The 17,180-nt window shown below is 74.0% G+C and carries 16 protein-coding genes; 10 read left to right on the top strand and 6 right to left on the bottom strand.

Features of this window, described 5'->3' with window-relative positions; translation table 11 throughout:
• Positions 1-7: 7 nt before the first annotated feature.
• A complete protein-coding gene (cadR, locus tag QM792_RS18000; protein WP_415151474.1) occupies positions 8-469 on the bottom strand; it encodes a Cd(II)/Pb(II)-responsive transcriptional regulator in 462 nt (153 codons plus the stop codon).
• Between the two features lie 31 nt (positions 470-500).
• On the opposite strand from cadR, the gene QM792_RS17995 reads away from it, so the two are divergent.
• A complete protein-coding gene (locus tag QM792_RS17995) occupies positions 501-716 on the top strand; it encodes a hypothetical protein (protein WP_415151473.1) in 216 nt (71 codons plus the stop codon).
• A 15-nt stretch (positions 717-731) separates the two neighbouring features.
• Here QM792_RS17995 and QM792_RS17990 read toward each other — a convergent pair whose 3' ends face one another.
• Positions 732-2,345, bottom strand: coding sequence for a hypothetical protein (locus tag QM792_RS17990; protein ID WP_415151472.1), 1,614 nt, complete (start codon positions 2,343-2,345; stop codon positions 732-734).
• Positions 2,346-2,418: 73 nt separating this feature from the next.
• Here QM792_RS17990 and QM792_RS17985 point away from each other — a divergent pair, with 73 nt between their 5' ends.
• Together QM792_RS17985 and QM792_RS17980 are read left to right on the top strand one after the other, a co-directional pair.
• Entirely contained in the window at positions 2,419-3,009 is a 591-nt protein-coding gene (locus tag QM792_RS17985) for a helix-turn-helix domain-containing protein (RefSeq protein ID WP_415151471.1), read from the top strand.
• Positions 3,006-3,548: a GNAT family N-acetyltransferase gene (locus QM792_RS17980; RefSeq protein WP_415151470.1), complete on the top strand. Its 543-nt coding sequence runs from the start codon at positions 3,006-3,008 to the stop codon at positions 3,546-3,548. Before QM792_RS17985 ends, QM792_RS17980 begins: the two co-directional genes overlap by 4 nt.
• Here QM792_RS17980 and QM792_RS17975 read toward each other — a convergent pair.
• A complete protein-coding gene (locus tag QM792_RS17975) occupies positions 3,537-4,163 on the bottom strand; it encodes a TetR family transcriptional regulator (RefSeq protein WP_415151469.1) in 627 nt (208 codons plus the stop codon). The two genes, QM792_RS17980 and QM792_RS17975, sit on opposite strands and share 12 nt — an antisense overlap.
• Positions 4,164-4,262: 99 nt before the next feature.
• On the opposite strand from QM792_RS17975, the gene QM792_RS17970 reads away from it, so the two are divergent.
• From QM792_RS17970 to QM792_RS17960, 3 genes are read left to right on the top strand one after another with little or no spacing between them, the layout of a single operon-like run.
• Positions 4,263-5,477 carry an efflux RND transporter periplasmic adaptor subunit gene (locus tag QM792_RS17970; protein WP_415151468.1) on the top strand — a complete coding sequence of 405 codons (1,215 nt, stop codon included), beginning with the start codon at positions 4,263-4,265 and terminating at the stop codon, positions 5,475-5,477.
• Positions 5,478-5,487: 10 nt separating this feature from the next.
• Positions 5,488-8,661 carry an efflux RND transporter permease subunit gene (locus QM792_RS17965; RefSeq protein ID WP_415151466.1) on the top strand — a complete coding sequence of 1,058 codons (3,174 nt, stop codon included), beginning with the start codon at positions 5,488-5,490 and terminating at the stop codon, positions 8,659-8,661.
• Positions 8,658-10,043 (top strand): efflux transporter outer membrane subunit, encoded by a 1,386-nt coding sequence (locus QM792_RS17960; RefSeq protein WP_415151465.1) that lies wholly within the window; start codon positions 8,658-8,660, stop codon positions 10,041-10,043. The genes QM792_RS17965 and QM792_RS17960 overlap by 4 nt, the downstream gene beginning before the upstream one ends.
• A gap of 158 nt (positions 10,044-10,201) precedes the next feature.
• Here the strand turns inward: QM792_RS17960 and QM792_RS17955 are convergent, their stop codons facing one another.
• The gene (locus tag QM792_RS17955) at positions 10,202-11,566 is read right to left on the bottom strand and encodes a GTPase/DUF3482 domain-containing protein (RefSeq protein WP_415151464.1); all 1,365 of its coding nucleotides are present in this window, start codon (positions 11,564-11,566) and stop codon (positions 10,202-10,204) included.
• Positions 11,559-12,863 (bottom strand): DUF2868 domain-containing protein, encoded by a 1,305-nt coding sequence (locus tag QM792_RS17950; RefSeq protein ID WP_415151463.1) that lies wholly within the window; start codon positions 12,861-12,863, stop codon positions 11,559-11,561. Before QM792_RS17950 ends, QM792_RS17955 begins: the two co-directional genes overlap by 8 nt.
• Before the next feature lie 129 nt (positions 12,864-12,992).
• Between QM792_RS17950 and QM792_RS17945 the strand changes: the two genes are divergently transcribed.
• The 4 genes from QM792_RS17945 (at position 12,993) to QM792_RS17930 (ending at position 16,776) form a co-directional block, all read left to right on the top strand.
• A complete protein-coding gene (locus QM792_RS17945) occupies positions 12,993-13,244 on the top strand; it encodes an MbtH family NRPS accessory protein (RefSeq protein WP_415151462.1) in 252 nt (83 codons plus the stop codon).
• Positions 13,245-13,287: 43 nt separating this feature from the next.
• Entirely contained in the window at positions 13,288-13,617 is a 330-nt protein-coding gene (locus QM792_RS17940) for a hypothetical protein (RefSeq protein WP_415151461.1), read from the top strand.
• A gap of 62 nt (positions 13,618-13,679) precedes the next feature.
• A complete protein-coding gene (locus tag QM792_RS17935) occupies positions 13,680-14,564 on the top strand; it encodes an acyltransferase (protein WP_415151460.1) in 885 nt (294 codons plus the stop codon).
• 10 nt (positions 14,565-14,574) lie between these two features.
• The gene (locus QM792_RS17930; protein WP_415151459.1) at positions 14,575-16,776 is read left to right on the top strand and encodes a helicase-related protein; all 2,202 of its coding nucleotides are present in this window, start codon (positions 14,575-14,577) and stop codon (positions 16,774-16,776) included.
• Here the strand turns inward: QM792_RS17930 and QM792_RS17925 are convergent, their stop codons facing one another.
• Complete coding sequence (locus tag QM792_RS17925; protein WP_415151458.1) at positions 16,777-17,166, bottom strand: SirB2 family protein; 390 nt, start codon at positions 17,164-17,166, stop codon at positions 16,777-16,779.
• Between the last annotated feature and the right edge of the window lie 14 nt (positions 17,167-17,180).

The following is a 17,180-nucleotide window of genomic DNA, read 5'->3' as shown; positions in this document are numbered from 1 at the left end:
GGCAGGGCTACCTCGGCCCGTGCACCGGGCCGAGGTGGCGCGCCGGCTGGGCCGGCGCCGCCTTGCGCCGCGCGCGCGAGGCCTGCGTGATCTCGCCGAGGATGCCGCAGTGCGCGGTGTCGCTGCGGCTGGCGCATTGCGCGCGCAGTTCGCGCAACTGCTTCTCCAGCCGCTTCAGTTCGCGGATGCGCTGGCTGACGTGGCCGATGTGCTCGTCGAGCAGCGCGTTGACGTCGCCGCAGTCCCGGCCCGGCGAATCCTTGTAGCGCAGCAGCAGGCGCACCTCGTCGAGCGACATGTCCAGGCTGCGGCAGTGGCGGATGAACCGCAGCCGCTCCACCTGCGCCGACCCGTAGACGCGGTAGTTGCCCTCGCTGCGCGCCGGCTCGGCGAGCAGGCCCTGCTTCTCGTAGTAGCGGATGGTTTCCACCGGCGTGTCGGTGGCGGCGGCGAGTTCTCCGATCTTCATGGCGTCCATCCTAATGGGACAATCGCAACCCATGACCTCCGGCAAGAAGCCCTCCGTCCGCCCCGGCACCGAGCGCCGCTCGGGGCGCGACCGCCGCCAGGCCGACCAGGGCCCGCCGGCCGGGCGCGACCGCCGCGTCAGCGTCGAGCCGCGCAAGCCCGAGATCTCCGAGGTCGAGATCACGCCTTCCGAGTGGCGCGCGCTCGAAGAAGAGCTGCTGAGCCGCCGCAAGCCGCCGCCCGGCTGAGTTTTCCGCCCCTGGTCAAAAGCTCGCCCTGGTCTTCAGGTTGAGCTGCACCTTGCGGATGTTCGCGGCGGCGCCGATCGGCACCGCCAGGTCCACGTGCAGCACGTTGCTGAAGGCCGAGCGCACGCTGACGACGCGCAGGCCCGCGCCGGCGTCGCGCAGCCAGCCGGCGTCGCGCGGGTTGACGATGTCGCCGCCCCAGGCGCGGCCGGCGTCGAAGAACAGCGCGCCGCCGACGCGGAAGAGCTGCCACACGTACAGGTCGGTGTAGAAGCGCTGCTCGGCGCTGAACAGCGCGCGCCGCGTGCCGCTCTGGTAGCGCAGCGGGTAGCCGCGCAGGCCCTCGTCGGCGCCGAGCAGCAGCGTGTCGGGCAGCTCGGGGCGGCGCAGCCGGTCGAGCGCCAGCGCGGCGTAGAACAGCCGCCGGTGGCTCTGCGGCAGGTAGAACTGCGCCTTGATGCCGGCGCGCTGGCGCTGCACGCGGCCCTGGCCCACCTCGCCGTCGATCTGCGCCTGCAGCATCAGGCGCTGCCCGGGCCCCGGCTCGAAGCCGCGCGCGACGCTGGCGCCGTACAGCCACGGCCGGCGCGTCGAGCCGAGCCCGGGCAGGGCCTTGCCGACCTGCACCCTGGCCGCCAGGCCGAGCGCGAAGAACTCGGGCCGGCCGATCAGGTTGCGGTTCAGCTCGCGCTCGAAGCGGTCTTCCACCAGCTCGAAGCGCACGAAGGGCGCGCGCAGCCGGCGGTCCTCGGGCAGCGGCACCGGCGGCGCGGGCAGCTCGGGGTCGAGCGCGTAAGTGTCGTCGCGCAGGCCCAGGCCGAGCGCCCAGCGCTGCACCCAGCCGTCGCGCAGGCCCGGCGAAAGCGCGCCGAACAGCTCGGCGCGGCGCTCGCCGCGGTGGTAGCGCGCCACCGTGTCGCCGGCCTGGTAGACGCGGTCGATGCGCGTGTCGTCGAGCACCGAGGCGCCGGCCGACCAGCGCGCGTCGAGCGCGTAGAACGGCCGCACCAGCGAGACGGCGTGGCGCCGTCCGTCGCTGCGGGTGGCGTGCTGCAGCAGGAAGGCGGCGCGCGTGCCGAAGGCGCGCTCGTTGGAGAACTCGAACTCGGTGCTGGTGCGCTCCGCGTCCTTGGCGCGGCCCAGCGCGATCGAGGTGCCGGTGCCGAGCACGTTGTAGTCGCGCACGCTGAAGCCGCCGGTGGTCTCGCCGCCGCTGTGGCCGACGCTGAGGCCGGGGTCGAACGACCAGGTGTCGCGCGTCGCCACCTCGATGTCGACCGTGCCGTCGTCGTGCAGCGCCACGGGGCGGATGGCGACGTCGTAGAACTGGCGGTCGGCGCGCAGCAGCCGCTCGCTCTCCTCGATCAGCCGCGCCGACAGCGGCTCGCCGCTGGCGAACAGCAGCGCCCGCGCCACCACGCCCGGCCGCGTCGTCACGTGCAGCCGGTTGGCGAGGCGGAACAAGGCCTTGTCCTCGTCGGGGTTGTCGGCGTCGAAGATCGGCCCGGCGTGCACCGTGATCGTGCCGACGCGCGCGCCGCGCGCCTCCAGCTCGGCGAAGCCGGGCGGCGCCTCGGCGCGCGCCGGGGCGGTCGCGCACAACAGCAGGGCGAGGGCGAAGCACCGCATGCGTGCAGTGTGCCGCGCGGCGCGGCGCCGCTCCGGCATCATGATGGACAAGAAATCCAGTAAACTGGATGGCATGGACGTGACCACCCGCCTGGCCCGGCGCATCAAGGATCTGCGCGAAGCGCAGGGCTGGACGCTGGACGCGCTGGCCGAACGCAGCGGCGTGAGCCGCTCCAACATTTCGCTGATCGAGCGCGGCCGCAGCAGCCCCACCGCCACCGTGCTCGACAAGCTCAGCGCGGCGCTGGGCGTCACGCTGGCCTCGCTGTTCGAGGCGCCGGCCGCCGCCGCGGCGCCGCCGTCACCGCTGGCGCGCGTGGCCGACCAGCCGCTGTGGACCGACCCGGCCTCCGGCTATGTGCGCCGCAACGTCTCGCCGGCGCTGCCCTCGCCGATCCAGCTCGTCGACGTGCGCTTTCCGGCCGGCCGGCGTGTCGCCTACGAGCAGGCGGCGCGCGACGACGAGGTGCACCAGCAGGTCTGGATGATCGACGGCGTGATGACGCTGACGGTGGGCGGCGCGGCCTGGCGGCTGGAGCCGGGCGATTGCCTCGCGATGACGCTGGACGCGCCGATGGTCTTCCACAACCCCGGCGCGCGCGAGGCGCGCTACCTCGTCGCGCTGGCGCGCCGGCCCCGCCCCGGCGTGCGGAGATCGTCATGAATGAAGGCTTCGACGTGCGGCGCATCGGCGCGGGCGAGATCGACGCGGCGCTGGAGCCGCTCGCCGAGGTGCTGCTCGACTGCGTGGCCGGCGGCGCCTCGGTCGGCTTCATGTGGCCGCTGCCGCGTGAGCGCGCGCTGGCGTTCTGGCGCGGCGTGGCCGAGGGCGTGAAGACCGGCGAGCGCCTGCTGCTGGCCGGGGTGCGGCGCGGCAGCGGTCGCGTCGACGGCACGGTGCAACTGGCGCTCGCGCAGCCCGACAACCAGCCGCACCGCGCCGACCTCGCCAAGATGCTGGTGCACCGGCGCGCGCGCCGCCAGGGGCTGGCGCAGGCGCTGCTGGCGCACGCCGAGCGCGCCGCGCGCGATGCCGGCAAGACGGTGCTGGTGCTCGACACGGTCAGCGGCGGCGACGCCGAGCGCCTGTACGCGCGCTGCGGCTGGCAGCGTGTCGGCGAGATCCCGAACTACGCGCTGATGCCCGATGGCCGGCCCTGCGCGACCACCTACTTCCATCGCCAGCTCGGCTCAGGCGCCTGAGGGCGCCTGCACGCCGCGCAAGTAGGCGTCGATCGTCCGCTCGCCGACGCGCACGAGGTCGAAGGCCTGCGGGTCGATCATCCAGTTGATGATCAGCCCGTCGATCAGCGACTGCATGCCCAGCGCGGCGGCGTGCGCCGGCAGCGCCGAGCGCCACAGGCCCAGCCTCGCGGCGCGGCGGAAGCCGCGTTCGACCTGCGCGGTGCGGTTGCGCAGGCCGTTCAGGCGGCGTTCGCTCACGCCGCGCAGCGCCGCGCCGTGCTCGACCTTGAACAGCGCCACCTCGAACACGCGGCGTGCCTGCGGATCGGCCACCGTGAGGCGCAGCGCGGCGAGGTAGCTGTTGCGGATCTGCGTCACCGGGTCGTCGAGCGTGCGCTCGCCGCTCTTCAGGATCTCGCTTTCCAGCGGCAGCGCGACGCGGTTCATCATCGCGTTGAACAGGTCGGCCTTGTTGCGGAAGTGCCAGTACACCGCGCCGCGCGTGACGCCGGCGGCGCGCGCGATGTGCTCCAGCGAGGTGCGCGACACGCCGCGGCGCTGGAATTCGCGCTCGGCCATGTCGAGGATGCGCTCGCGGGTGCGTTCGGCGTCTTGTTTGGTGCGTCTCGCCATGGAGGGAAACCGGGCTGCCTCACATACATTCAACTCTGTATGTATAGTAGCGCCTTCGCAGCCGCCGCCGGGAGGCGATGGCCGCCGCGAAAGGATTCCATGAGCACCAGCCCGTCGGCTCGCCGCCGCATTCCGTTCTTCGCCCTGTTCCTGGCCTCGTCGTCCGCCTTGCTGGCCGCCTGCGGCGCCAAGACCGACGCCGGCGCCGCCGCCGCGGCCACCCCGCCGCCGCCGGAAGTCGGCGTCGTCACCGCCACGCCCGCCGCGGTGGGCGTGCTGACCGAGCTGCCCGGCCGCACCGAGGCCTCGCGCATCGCGCAGGTGCGCGCGCGCGCCGCCGGCATCGTGCTCAAGCGCCTGTTCACCGAGGGCAGCGACGTCAAGGCCGGCCAGCCGCTGTTCCGCATCGACGACGCGCCGTACCGCGCCACGCTCGCCGCCGCGCAGGCGGCGCTGGCGCGCGCCGAGGCCAACGTGCTGCAGACGCGCGCCCAGGCCGAGCGCTACAAGCCGCTGGCCGAGGCCAACGCGGTGAGCCAGCAGGAGTACGTGGCCGCGCAGGCCGCCTGGAAGCAGGCCGAGGCCGACGTGGCTTCCGCCCGGGCGGCGGTGCAGGCGGCGCAGATCAACCTCGGCTACACCAACGTGAACGCGCCGATCGCCGGGCGCATCGGGCGCGCGCTGGTCACCGAGGGCGCGCTGGTCGGCCAGGGCGAGGCGACGCCGCTGGCGGTGGTGCAGCAGGTCGATCCGCTGTACGTCAACTTCACGCAGAGCGCCGACGAGGTGCTGCGCCTGCGCGCGGCCATCGCCGCGGGCAAATTCCAGGGCGCCGGGCCGGCCGGCTCGGTGGCGGTGAGCCTGCTGCTCGACGACGGCACGGTCTACCCGCAGCGCGGCCGGCTGCTGTTCTCCGACCTGTCGGTCGACCCCGGTACCGGCCAGATCGCGCTGCGCGCCGAGGTGCCCAACCCCAAGGGCGCGCTGCTGCCCGGGCTGTACGTGCGCGTGCGGCTGGCGCAGGCGCAGATGCCCTCGGGCATCGCGCTGCCGCAGCAGGCGGTGCAGCGCGGCACCGGCGGCGACACGGTGATGGTGGTCGGCGCCGACGGCAAGGTGGCGCCGCGCGGCGTCAAGGTCAGCCCCGGGCCGGACCGGCAGTGGGTGGTGCTGGAGGGCCTGACGGGCGGCGAGCAGGTGGTGGTCGACGGCTTCCAGAAGATCCAGGCCAACGCGCCGGTGAAGGCGGTGCCGTGGGCGCCGCCCGCGTCCGCGTCCGCGGCGGCGCCGGCGGCTTCGGCGGCCTCGCGCTGAGGATCCGCCCATGGCCCAGTTCTTCATCGACCGGCCCATCTTCGCGTGGGTGATCTCGCTGTTCATCCTCGTGATCGGCGCGGTGTCGATCACGCAGTTGCCGGTGTCGCAGTACCCGCCGGTGGCGCCGCCTTCCATCGTCATCAACGTCGCCTACCCGGGCGCCTCTGCCTCGACGCTGGAGGACAGCGTCATCGCCGTGATCGAGCGCGAGATGAACGGCTCGCCGGGCCTGGCCTACTTCGAGTCGGTCTCGCAGGCCGACGGCACCGGCTCGATCACGCTGAGCTTCGAGCCCGGCACCAACGCCGACCTGGCCCAGGTCGACGTGCAGAACCGCCTGAGCCGCGCCACGCCGCGGCTGCCGCAGTCGGTCACGCAGCAGGGCGTGCGCGTCGACAAGGCGAACCCGAACTTCCTGCTGTTCATCGTGATGTCCAGCGAGGGCGGCAGCTTCGACCCGGTGGCGCTGGGCGATTTCGCCTCGCGCAACGTGCTGCCCGAGATGCAGCGCGTGCCCGGCGTCGGCCAGGCGCAGCTGTTCGGCACCGAGCGCGCGATGCGCATCTGGATCGACCCGGCCAAGCTGGTGGGCTATCGCCTGTCGTCCGCCGACGTCAACGCGGCGATCGCGGCGCAGAACGCGCAGGTGTCCTCCGGCACCATCGGCGACCTGCCGAACACGCCCGACCAGGGCATTTTCGCCACCGTGGTGGTGCGCGGCCAGCGCGAGACGGCCGAGGAGTTCGGCGACATCGTGCTGCGCGCCAACGCCGACGGCTCGACGGTGCGCCTGCGCGACGTGGCCCGCGTCGAGCTGGGCGCGCAGAGCTACAGCGTGCGCACGCGGCTCAACGGCGAGCCCTCCAGCGGCATCGGCATCCAGCTAGCGCCCACCGCCAACGCGCTGCAGACCGCCGGCCTGATCAAGAAGCGCCTCGACGAGCTGCGCCCCTTCTTCCCGCAGGGCGTGAAGGCGACGATCCCCTACGACAGCTCGACCTTCATCGGCATCTCGATCCGCCAGGTGGTCGAGACGCTGTTGGAGGCGGTGGCGCTGGTGTTCCTGGTGATGTTCCTGTTCCTGCAGAACATCCGCTACACGCTGATCCCGACGCTGGTGGTGCCGATCGCGCTGCTGGGCAGCTTCAGCGCGCTGCTGGCGATGGGCTTCTCGATCAACGTGCTGACGATGTTCGGCATGGTGCTGGTGATCGGCATCGTGGTCGACGACGCGATCGTCGTGGTCGAGAACGTCGAGCGCATCATGAGCACCGAGGGCCTGCCGCCGGTGGAGGCGACGCGCAAGGCGATGGGCCAGATCTCCGGCGCCATCGTCGGCGTGACGGTGGTGCTGATCTCGGTGTTCGTGCCGCTGGCCTTCTTCAGCGGCGCGGTGGGCAACATCTACCGCCAGTTCGCGGCGGTGATGGTGACCTCGGTGGCCTTCTCGGCCTTCCTGGCGCTGTCGTTCACGCCGGCGCTGTGCGCCACGCTGCTCAAGCCGGTGCAGGCCGGCCACCACCACGCCAAGGGCGGCTTCTTCGGCTGGTTCAACCGCGGCTTCTCGCGCACCGCCAAGGGCTACGAGGGCTTCGTCGCGCGCATCCTGCGCCGCGCCGCGCGTTACCTGATCGTCTACGCCGCCATCGTCGCCGCGGTGGTGCTGCTGTTCGGCCGCCTGCCGACCTCGTTCATCCCGAACGAGGACCAGGGCAGCATCCTCGTCAACATGCAGTTGCCGCCGGGCGCGACGCAGAACCGCACGCTCAAGGTGATGCAGGAGGTCGAGCAGTACATGCTGGCGCAGCCCGAGGTGGACAACATGGTCTCGGTGCTGGGCTTCAGCTTCGCCGGCAGCGGCCAGAACGCCGGCCTCGCCTTCGTGACGCTGAAGGACTGGAAGGAGCGCGCCGGCGCCGAGCACAGCGCGCAGGCGCTGGTGGCGCGCGCCTTCGGCGCGCTGGGCAAGATCCGCGACGCGGTGATCTTCCCGGTCAGCCCGCCGGCGATCCGCGACCTCGGCCGCGCCAACGGCTTCGCGCTGCGCCTGCAGGACCGCGGCGCCAACGGCCACGCCGCGCTGCTGGCGGCGCGCAACCAGTTGCTCGGCCTGGCGCAGAAGAGCCCGCTGCTGGTGGCGGTGCGGCCCGACGGCCTGGAGGACGCCTCGCAGCTTCGGCTCGACATCGACCGCGACAAGGCGCAGGCGATGGGCGTGAGCTTCGCGGCCATCAACAGCGCGCTGTCGACCGCGCTCGGCTCGAGCTACATCAACGACTTCCCGAACGCCGGCCGCGTGCAGCGCGTGGTGGTGCAGGCCGACGCGCCGACGCGCATGCAGCCCGAAGACCTGCTGCGCATCAACGCGCTGAACGGCGCCGGCAACCCGGTGCCGCTGGCGGCCTTCGCCAGCACGCGCTGGATCACCGGGCCGATGCAGCAGGTGCGCTACAACGGCTACCCGACCATGCGCATCGCCGGCGAGCCGGCGCCCGGCGTCAGCAGCGGCGCGGCGCTGGCCGAGGTCGAGCGCCTGGCGGCGCAGCTCCCGCCCGGCTTCGCCTACGAGTGGACCGGCCTGTCGCGCGAGGAGAAGCTGTCGGGCTCGACCGCGCTGATCCTGTTCGCGTTCTCGCTGCTGTCGGTGTTCCTGTGCCTGGCGGCGCTGTACGAGAGCTGGTCGATCCCGCTGTCGGTGATCCTGGTGGTGCCGCTGGGCGTGCTCGGCGTGATCCTCGGCGCGAGCGTGCGCGGGCTGGAGAACGACGTGTTCTTCAAGGTCGGCCTGATCACCATCATCGGCCTGTCGGCCAAGAACGCGGTGCTGATCATCGAGTTCGCCAAGGACCTCGCCGCGCAGGGGCGCAGCACGGTCGACGCGGTGCTGGAGGCGGCGCACCTGCGCTTCCGCCCCATCGTGATGACCTCGATGGCCTTCATCCTCGGCGTGCTGCCGCTGGTGGTGGCCAGCGGCGCCGGCTCGGCCAGCCAGCACAGCATCGGCACCGGCGTGCTCGGCGGCATGATCAGCGCCACCACGCTGGCGGTGTTCTTCGTGCCGGTGTTCTTCGTCGTGGTGCGCGGCATCTTCAAGGGCAGCGAGCGCCAGCGGCAGTTCGACCGCGCGCACGGCCACGCCATCGCCGCGGAGCCGGCCGCCGACCACAAGGAGGGTGCATGAACACGCCGCGTCTGACGGCCATCGCCATCGCCGCTGCGGCCGCGCTGCTGGCCGGCTGCATGAACCTCGCGCCGCGCTACGAGCGCCCGGCCGCGCCGGTGGCCGAGCGCTTTCCGCTCGCGCCCGAGGGCGCGGCGAGCGCGCCGGCCGCGGCCGAGCTGGACTGGCAGGCCTTCTTCGGCGACGAGCGCCTGAAGCGCCTGATCGCGCTCGCGCTGGCGAACAACCGCGACCTGCGCATCGCCGCGCTGAACATCGAGGCGACGCGCGCCCAGGCCGCGGTGCGCGACGCTGACCGCTGGCCGACGCTCAACGCCGGCCTGACCGGCTCGCGCACGTCGCTGCCCGGCGGCATCAACTCGACGTACACCGCCGGGCTGCAGGTCACGGCCTACGAACTCGACCTGTTCGGCCGCCTGCGCAACCTCAGCGACGCCGCGGCGGCGCAGGTGCTGGCCAGCGAGGAGGCGCGCAAGGCGGTGCAGATCAGCCTGGTGGCCGCGGTGGCCAACGCGCACGTCGCGCTGGCGGCCGACGACGCGCTGCTGGCGCTGACGCGCCAGACGCTGGCCACGCGCGAGGAGTCGCTGCGCCTGGTGAAGCTGCGCTTCGACAACGGCGCCAGCTCCGAGCTGGACTGGCGCCAGGCCGAATCGCTGCTCGAAGCGGCGCGCGCCGGCCTGGCCATGGCCACGCGCCAACGCGCGCTCGACGAGAACGCGCTCACGCTGCTGCTCGGCCAGCCGCTGCCGGCCGACCTGCCGCCGGCGCTGCCGGTGGAAGCGTCCGCCGGCCTGGCCGAACTGCCGGTGGGCCTGGCTTCCGAGGTGCTGCTGCGCCGCCCCGACGTGCGCCAGGCCGAGCAGCAACTGATCGCCGCCAACGCCAACATCGGCGCGGCGCGCGCGGCCTTCTTTCCGCGCATCACGCTGACCGGCAGCGCCGGCCTGGCCAGCGGCCACCTGAGCGACCTGTTCAAGTCGGGCCACTCGGCCTGGAGCTTCGCGCCGGCGCTGATCCAGCCGCTGTTCGACGCCGGGCGCAACCAGGGCAACCTCGAGCTGGCCAAGGCCAACCGCGACATCGCCGTGGCGCAGTACGAACGCGCGATCCAGTCCTCGTTCCGCGAGGTGGCCGACGCGCTGGCCGGCCGCGCGACGCTGGGCGAGCAGCTCGCCGCGCAGCGCCGCCAGATGGAGGCCGAGCAGGCGCGCAGCCGCCTGGTCGAACTGCGCTGGCGCAACGGCGCGGCCAGCTCGCTGGAACTGCTGGACGCGCAGCGCTCGCTGTTCTCGGCGCAGCAGGCGCTGCTGCAACTGCAGGCGCAGCAGACGCAGAACCTGGCGACGCTCTACAAGGTGCTGGGCGGCGGCTGGAAGTAGCCGCCGACTCGGATTGCCAGACTCCCCCCGTTCGCCCTGAGCTTGTCGAAGGGCGTCCGAGTACCTTGGGTGGGGCTTCGACAAGCTCGGCCCGAACGGGGTCCCAACTCGCGAACGGGACTCAGCCCGCGAACCGGGTCGCAGCCCGCGAACACGACTCAGCCCAGCGCGCGCAGCCGCGCCAGCAGCTCGCGCCGCGCCGCCTCGCGGCGCGGTGAGTCGCCCTCGGCCCACTCGGGATGCGCGCGCGCCGGCTGCCAGGCGCGCGGCAGGGCTTGCAGGCGGTCCATCGGCACGGCGTTGGCGTCGAGGTCGATGCGGTCCTGCGCCGCGTGGCCGCGTGCGCGCAGCGCGGCGTGCAGGCCCAGCAGGCGCTGCGCGACGACGAGGATCAGCGCGTCTTCCAGCGACAGCGATTCGCGCCCCTGCATTGCGTCGGCGATGCGCCGGCCCAGCGTGCCGAAGCCCTGGCTGATCGCGCCGCCCAGCGTGGCGCCCAGGGCCGTCGCGGCGCCCAGCGACAGCCCGGCCATCGCCGCGTCGGCCGCCAGGCCGATGCCGGCGCCGATCGCCGCGCCCTTGCCGAAGCGCACGCCGGCATCGCGCAGCGTCTCGGGGTGGAACAGGTCGGCCGCCCAGCGGCCGTCGAGCCAGGGCAGCATCGCCAGCGCGGCATCGCCGCGCGCGAAGGCGTGCAGGTCCAGCAGCTCGCGCACGGCGCGGCGCGCGCGCTCCAGCGCCTCGGCGCGGAAGGCGTCGAGCGCGGCGGCCTTGCGCCGCGCATCGGCCAGTTCGTCGCGCTCGAGCGTGCGGCGCAGGGCGGCCAGCGCCAGCAGCGTGTCGGCCACCAGGCGCAGCCCGGCCTCGTCGCGCGCGGCGCGCTCGCGCTCGACGAAGGCCGCCAGCGCGCGCAGCGGCTGCTCGCGCGCCGGCAGCAGCGTGCGCAGGCTGTCGTAGAGCTGCCGCTCGCCGCCGTCGAAGGGCGCCACCGCGTCGAAGCGCACCTGCGCGTGCAGCGCGAAGTCGGCCAGCAGCGCGCTCCACTGCGCTTCGCGCGCGCCGGCGTCGCGCACGAAGTTCAGTACCGGCAGCACCGGCCGGCCGCAGGCGGCGAGGATCTCGACCTCGCAGCGGAACTTGGGCAAAACCGGCTCGCGCACGTCGATCACGAACAGCGCCGCGTCGGCGTCGAGCAGCGCGCGCAGCACCTTGGCCTCCTGCTCGAAGGCTTCTTCGGCGGCGCGTGTCGCGAGAAAGGCGCGGATGCGCTGCGGCGGCGTCATGTCGGGGCGCAGCGGGCCGAGCGCGTCCAGCAGGCCGATCGGGTCTTCCAGCCCGGGCGTGTCGAGCAGGCGCAGCCGCGCGCCGGCGTCGCCGGCGAGTTCGAGCGCCTCGACGTGGCGCGTGGTGCCAGGCCGGTCCGACACCTCGCCGAAGTTGCGCCGCCGCGCCAGCGTGCGCAGCAGCGAGGTCTTGCCGGCGTTGGTGTGGCCGACGACGGCGACGGTCAGGCGTTCAGTCATGTTCGTCGGCGATCACGATGTCGGCGCGGCCGGCCGCGGCCAGCCAGTCGCGCCAGCGCGCGCGCTGCGCCGCGTCGGGCGGCGGCAGCAGCCGCAGTTCGATGCGGCCGGCGCGCGCCGCCTCGATGAAACGCAGCGTGCCGCGGTCGGGCGTCGAGGGCGCATGGCAGGCCAGCAGCAGCCGCTCGGGCGGCCGCTCGGCGAGCCGGCGCAGCAGCGCGCGGCGTTCGTCGAGCGCGCCGTCCGCGCGCGCCTGCCACAGCAGGCCTTCGCCCGGCATGGCCGGCAGTTCGATCTCGGCGGGCAGCTCGAAGCCGATCAGCACGCGGGTGCCGGGCTCGGCGTCGGCCGCCGCGCCGCCGTGCGGCGCCGCGTCGTGCGCGTGCTCGCCGTCGAGCACGCGCGTCGGCGCGATCGCCTCGAAGCGCGCGATCAGGCGGCGGTAGTAGGGGTCGTCCAGGTCGAGCGCGCCGCCGCGCCGGCGCCGCCACAGCACCGCGCCGCACAGCGCCACCAGCAGCGCGCGCGGCAGCACGCCGTAGACCAGCGTGCCGGTGATCAGCCATTGGCCGAGCGCGCGCGACGCGCCTTGGTCGTCGGGGTACTCGGGCACCGGCGCCGGCAGGCCGATGCGCTCGGGCAGCCAGGCGATCGCCTCGGCGACGCGGCCCAGCGTCTGCGGCGCGAGGATGGTGGTCTCCCAGCCGAGCCGGTAGGCGCTGAACGCGAACACCGCCGTCAGGATCAGCGCCGCGGCGCCGTACACCAGCGCCCACAGCAGGTGGTTGAGCCCGCCCAGCGCCCAGGCCGTCAGGCGCCGCGCCGCCAGCACGCGCAGCGCCGCCGGCCAGACGCGCCGCAGCGACGCCGGCAGTCGGCGATGCCGCGCCAGCGCGCCGAGCGCGCCGCCCCACACACCCGCGCCGCGCTGCGCGCCGCCGAGCGCGAAGAAGGCCCACAGCAAGATGCCGACGCCGTTGAAGAAGATCAGCGAGAGCATCACCGCCAGCGCGTTGATCTGCCGCTGGCTGCCCAGCAGCCCGAGCGCGACCAGCAGCCCGAGCAGCAGCACCGCGCCGGCCAGCAGCAGCCCGACGCCGGTGGCGCGGTCGCGCAGGCCGCGCACGTCGCGGTCCAGCCCGGTTTCGGCCGCCAGGCGGCGCGCGCGCAGCACGATGCGCCGTTCGCGCTCGTCGCTGGCGGCGGCGGCTTCGGTCAGCGCGGCGTCGTCGCGCAAGGGCGTGTCGGCCTCGAGGTCTTTGACCGCCTCGGTGAGCAGCAGGTCGTCCAGGGTCATCGCGCGCTAGCCTACCAGGGCGCGACGGCGGCGCAGGCGCGTGGCCCGCGTGCGATCGCGGCGTGCAAAAGTTCGCGCTCCCGCGGGTCGGCCCGCTGGCAAGCCGGGCGAGGCTTGCCACACTGGCGCATGAGCTCCCCGAAGCACGCCGTCTTGCACCAGATCGTCGTCAACGATGCCCGCGAGTTCGCCGTCTGGCCGAGCGCCCGGCCGCTGCCCTCGGGCTGGCGCCCGGCCGGCCGCACCGGCACGCGCGAAGAACTGCTCACGCACCTGCGCTCGGCCTTCGCCCCTTTGGTCGATCTGCCCGCCCGCGCGCAAGTGAGGGCGCCGCGCGCCGGCCTGTCCGGATCGCCCGGCGGATCACGTACTACCAGGTGAGCGCGGCACGTGGGGTGCGGCGCACGTCCCACGGGAGTTCCTCATGCGCCTGCCGTTTCTCGCCTTCGCCGCCCTCGCCCTGAGCTTCGACGCCGCCGCCGCGGTCGAGCCGCCGCCCTCGCCGGCTTTTGCGCAGGCGCTCGACGCCGTGCGCAGCGGCCGCCACGCCGCCGCCTACGGCCGCTTCGCCGCGCTGGCCGATGCCGGCCACGCGCCCTCGGCGCAGATCGCGCTGCTGATGCTGCGCCACGGCGAGGCCATGTTCGGCAGCGCCTGGTCGGCCACGACGGCGCAGCAGCAGCGCTGGAACGCGCTGGCGGTGAACACCGCGCGGCGGCGCCTGGACGCGCTGGACAACCCGCACGGCGACTGACGCTGCCCGCGCCGGTTGCGGCAGGTCAGGCCCGGCCGCCGGGCGCGGCGGAGAATCGGGCGATGCTCATTCACCTGCCCCATCCCGTGCGCGGCGTGATCACCGGCGCGCTGCTCGGCCTGAACACCCTCGCCAGCTTCACGGCGATGATCCCGCCCGCGCTGGTCAAGCTGCTGCTGCCGCTGGATGCCTTGCGCAACGCCTGCACGCGGCTGCTCAACGCCATCGCCAACCGCTGGGTGGCCAACAACAACGCCTGGATCGCGGCGGTGAACCGCGCCCGCTGGGACGTGCAGGGCGTCGAGGGCCTGCACCGGCGCGGCTGGTACCTGGTGTCGAGCAACCACCAGAGCTGGGTCGACATCCTGGTGCTGCAGCGCGTGCTGCACGGCCGCGTGCCCATGCTCAAGTTCTTCCTCAAGGCCGAGCTGATCTGGGTGCCGGTGATCGGGCTGGCGTGGTGGGCGCTCGACTTCCCGTTCATGAAGCGCGGCCGCGGCCACGGCGCGCGCTCCAGCGACCTGCGCACCACGCGCGAGGCCTGCGAGAAGTTCAAGCGCATCCCGACCGCGGTGATGAACTTCGTCGAGGGCACGCGCTTCACGCCGGCCAAGCACGCCGCGCAGCGCAGCCCCTACCGCCACCTGCTCAAGCCCAAGGTCGGCGGCCTGGGCATCGCGCTGGCGACGATGGGCGAGCAGTTCGAATCCATGCTCGACGTCACCATCGCCTACCCGAAGGGCACGCCGAGCTTCTGGGATCTGCTCTCGGGCCGGCTCGACGCGGTGCGCGTGCGCGTGCAGCCGCGCGCGATTCCGGCCGAGCTGCTCGGCGGCGACCCGGTCGGCGACAAGGCCTACCGGCAGCGCCTGTCGGCGTGGATCGAGGCGCTGTGGGCCGAGAAGGACGCCGAGCTCGACCGCCTGCTCGCCGCGGGCGCCGGTTAGAGTCGCGCCGGTGCACTCCCCACCGGCCGAACCCACCCGCGCGCAGCTCGATCGCCTGCGCCGCGCCGCCTACCTGCTGCCGCAGGCCCTGACGCCCGCCGAATTCCACGACGGCCCGCCCGCCGAGGGCGAGGCCGCCTTGCAGCGCGCCGGCTACCTGATGCTGCAGAAGGCCGCGGCCGGCGCGCGCCCGAGCCGCTGGATCGCGCCGGGCGACGTGGGCGCCGCGCTGGCGCACCTCGACGCCACCGGCGGCGCCGCGCAGGGCGCGCTGCCGCAGATGCTGGAGCGCCGCGCCGCGCTGATCGCGCAGGGCGTGCAGCGCATCGGCGGGCGCTTCGTGCGCCAGGTGTCGCAGGCGGTGCAGGTGGCGGTGCCCGATGCGCCGCCGTGGCGCGTCGCGCTGGCGCATCTCGTGCCGGTGGATGCCGGCGTCGCCTGGGCCTTCCACCGCAGCGGCGACGTCGAGGCGCTGCGCGCCGCGCTCGGCGGCGGCGCCGCCGCGCCGGCGCATCCGCACGCCGAGGCGATCCGCGCGCAGCTCGAACACCTGGTCGCGCGCAGCCAGGCCTACCAGCCGAAGCGGCTCGATTCGCTGTTCCCGCGCCTGGCCGCCGAGTGCGCGCAGCCGCAGCCGCTCGAATCGCTGCAAGCCGCGCTGACGCGCGCGCAGGACCGCTGGGAGCAGCGCGTCACCGAGCTGGTGGCGCTGGAAGGCCTGACCGCCGACCTCGCCTTCCAGCGCTACCCCGACAGCTTCGACGCCGCGCGCGCGCTGGGCCGGCGCATCACGCTGTACGTCGGCCCGCCCAACAGCGGCAAGACGCACGCGGCCTTCGAGCGGCTGGCGCAGGCGCTGGACGGCGCCTACCTCGCGCCGCTGCGCCTGCTCGCGCTCGAGGGGCGCGACCGCCTCGTCGCGCGCGGCGTGCCGTGTTCGCTCTTGACCGGCGAGGAGAACGTGCCGGCGCCCGACGCGCGCGTGGTGTCGAGCACCATCGAGATGGTCAACACCGGCCGGCCCATCGACGTGGCGGTGATCGACGAGGCGCAGATGCTGTTCGACGCCTCGCGCGGCTGGGCCTGGACGCAGGCCATCGTCGGCGTGCCGGCGCGCGAGCTGATCGTGATCTGCTCGGACTTCGCGGTGGACGCGATCGAGCGCCTGGTCGCGCTGTGCGGCGAGCGCTGCGACGTGCGCCGTTTCGAGCGCAAGCAGCACGTGCAGTTGCTGGCGCGGCCGGTGCCGCTGGCCAGCCTGGTGCTGGGCGACGCGGTGGTGGCCTTCAGCCGGCGCGACGTGCTGCTGCTGCGCGACCAGATCGCCGCCGCCGGCCACCCGGTGTCGGTGATCTACGGCGCGCTGCCGCCGGAGGTGCGGCGCCGCGAGGCCGAGCGCTTCGCCGGCGGCGAGGCGCACATCCTCGTGGCCACCGACGCGATCGGCATGGGCCTGAACCTGCCGATCCGGCGCGTGCTGTTCAGCACGCTGGAGAAGTTCGACGGCGAGGCCGACCGCCCGCTGGCCGCGAGCGAGGTGCACCAGATCGCCGGCCGCGCCGGCCGCTACGGGCTGCACGAGGAAGGTTTCGCCGGCGTGCTCGACACCGCCGAGCCCGAGGCGGCGCGCGAGCTGCGCGCGCTGATGGCCGAGCACGCCGAGGCGCCGCCGGACTTCAAGGCGCCGGTGGCGCCGAACCCCTGGCACGTCGAGACCATCGCCAGCCGGCTCGGGCGGCGCTCGCTGCGCGAGGTGCTGGGCGTGTTCGTCGACCAGCTTCGCCTGGACGACGCGCACTTCCAGGTCGCCGAGCTCGACCAGATGCTGCTGCTGGCCGAGCAGCTCGACGCCTGCGCCGCGGCGCTGCCGCTGCAGCAGCGCTTCCGCTACGCGCAGGCGCCGGTGGACACGCGCACCGACACGCAGTTGCAGGCCTTTCTCGACTGGGCCGCCGCGCACGCCGCCACCGGCCGGGCCGGGCGGCCGTGGTTCCTCGACGAGGTCGACGGCGCGAGCCGCCTCGACCGCATGGAGATGGCGCTGCGCGCCTGCACGCTGTGGCTGTGGCTGGACCTGCGCTTCGCCGGCGTCTACGGCCACGTCGAGGAGGTGCTGGCGCTGCGCGGCGCGCTCAACGACGGCATCGAGCGCCAGCTCGGCGGCAAGCGCCCGCTGGCGCAACTGCGCCGCGGCATGCGGCGCGGGCGCTGATCAGGGCGGCGCGAGCAGCCCGAGCGGGTTCTTCGTGAACGCCGTCGCGACGATCTGCGCGAAGACCAGCAGCGCCGCCGCGTAGGCGGCGACGCGCACGCCGCGCGGCCGTGCCGGCTTCAGCGCCACCATGCCCAGGGCGATGTAGACCAGCAGCCCGGCGATCTTGGCGGCCAGCCAGGGTGTCGTCAGCGGGTTCAGGCGCAGCATCCAGGCGAGCGTGAGCGCCGAGGCGAGCAGCACCGTGTCGACCACGTGCGGCAGCGTGCGCGCCGTGCGGCCGCGCACCCAGGCCGCGCCGGTGAGCGAGGCCGCGCCGCGCGCGATGAAGCCGATGATCGAGAGCGTGACCGCGCCCTGGTGGATCAGCTTGATGGCGAAGTAATCCATGCGGCGATGATCGC

The organism is Piscinibacter sp. (assembly GCF_047600445.1).
Classification (GTDB): domain Bacteria; phylum Pseudomonadota; class Gammaproteobacteria; order Burkholderiales; family Burkholderiaceae_C; genus Piscinibacter.
Note: the sequence above shows the minus strand (reverse complement) of the source record. Positions and strands in the feature narration are given on the sequence as shown.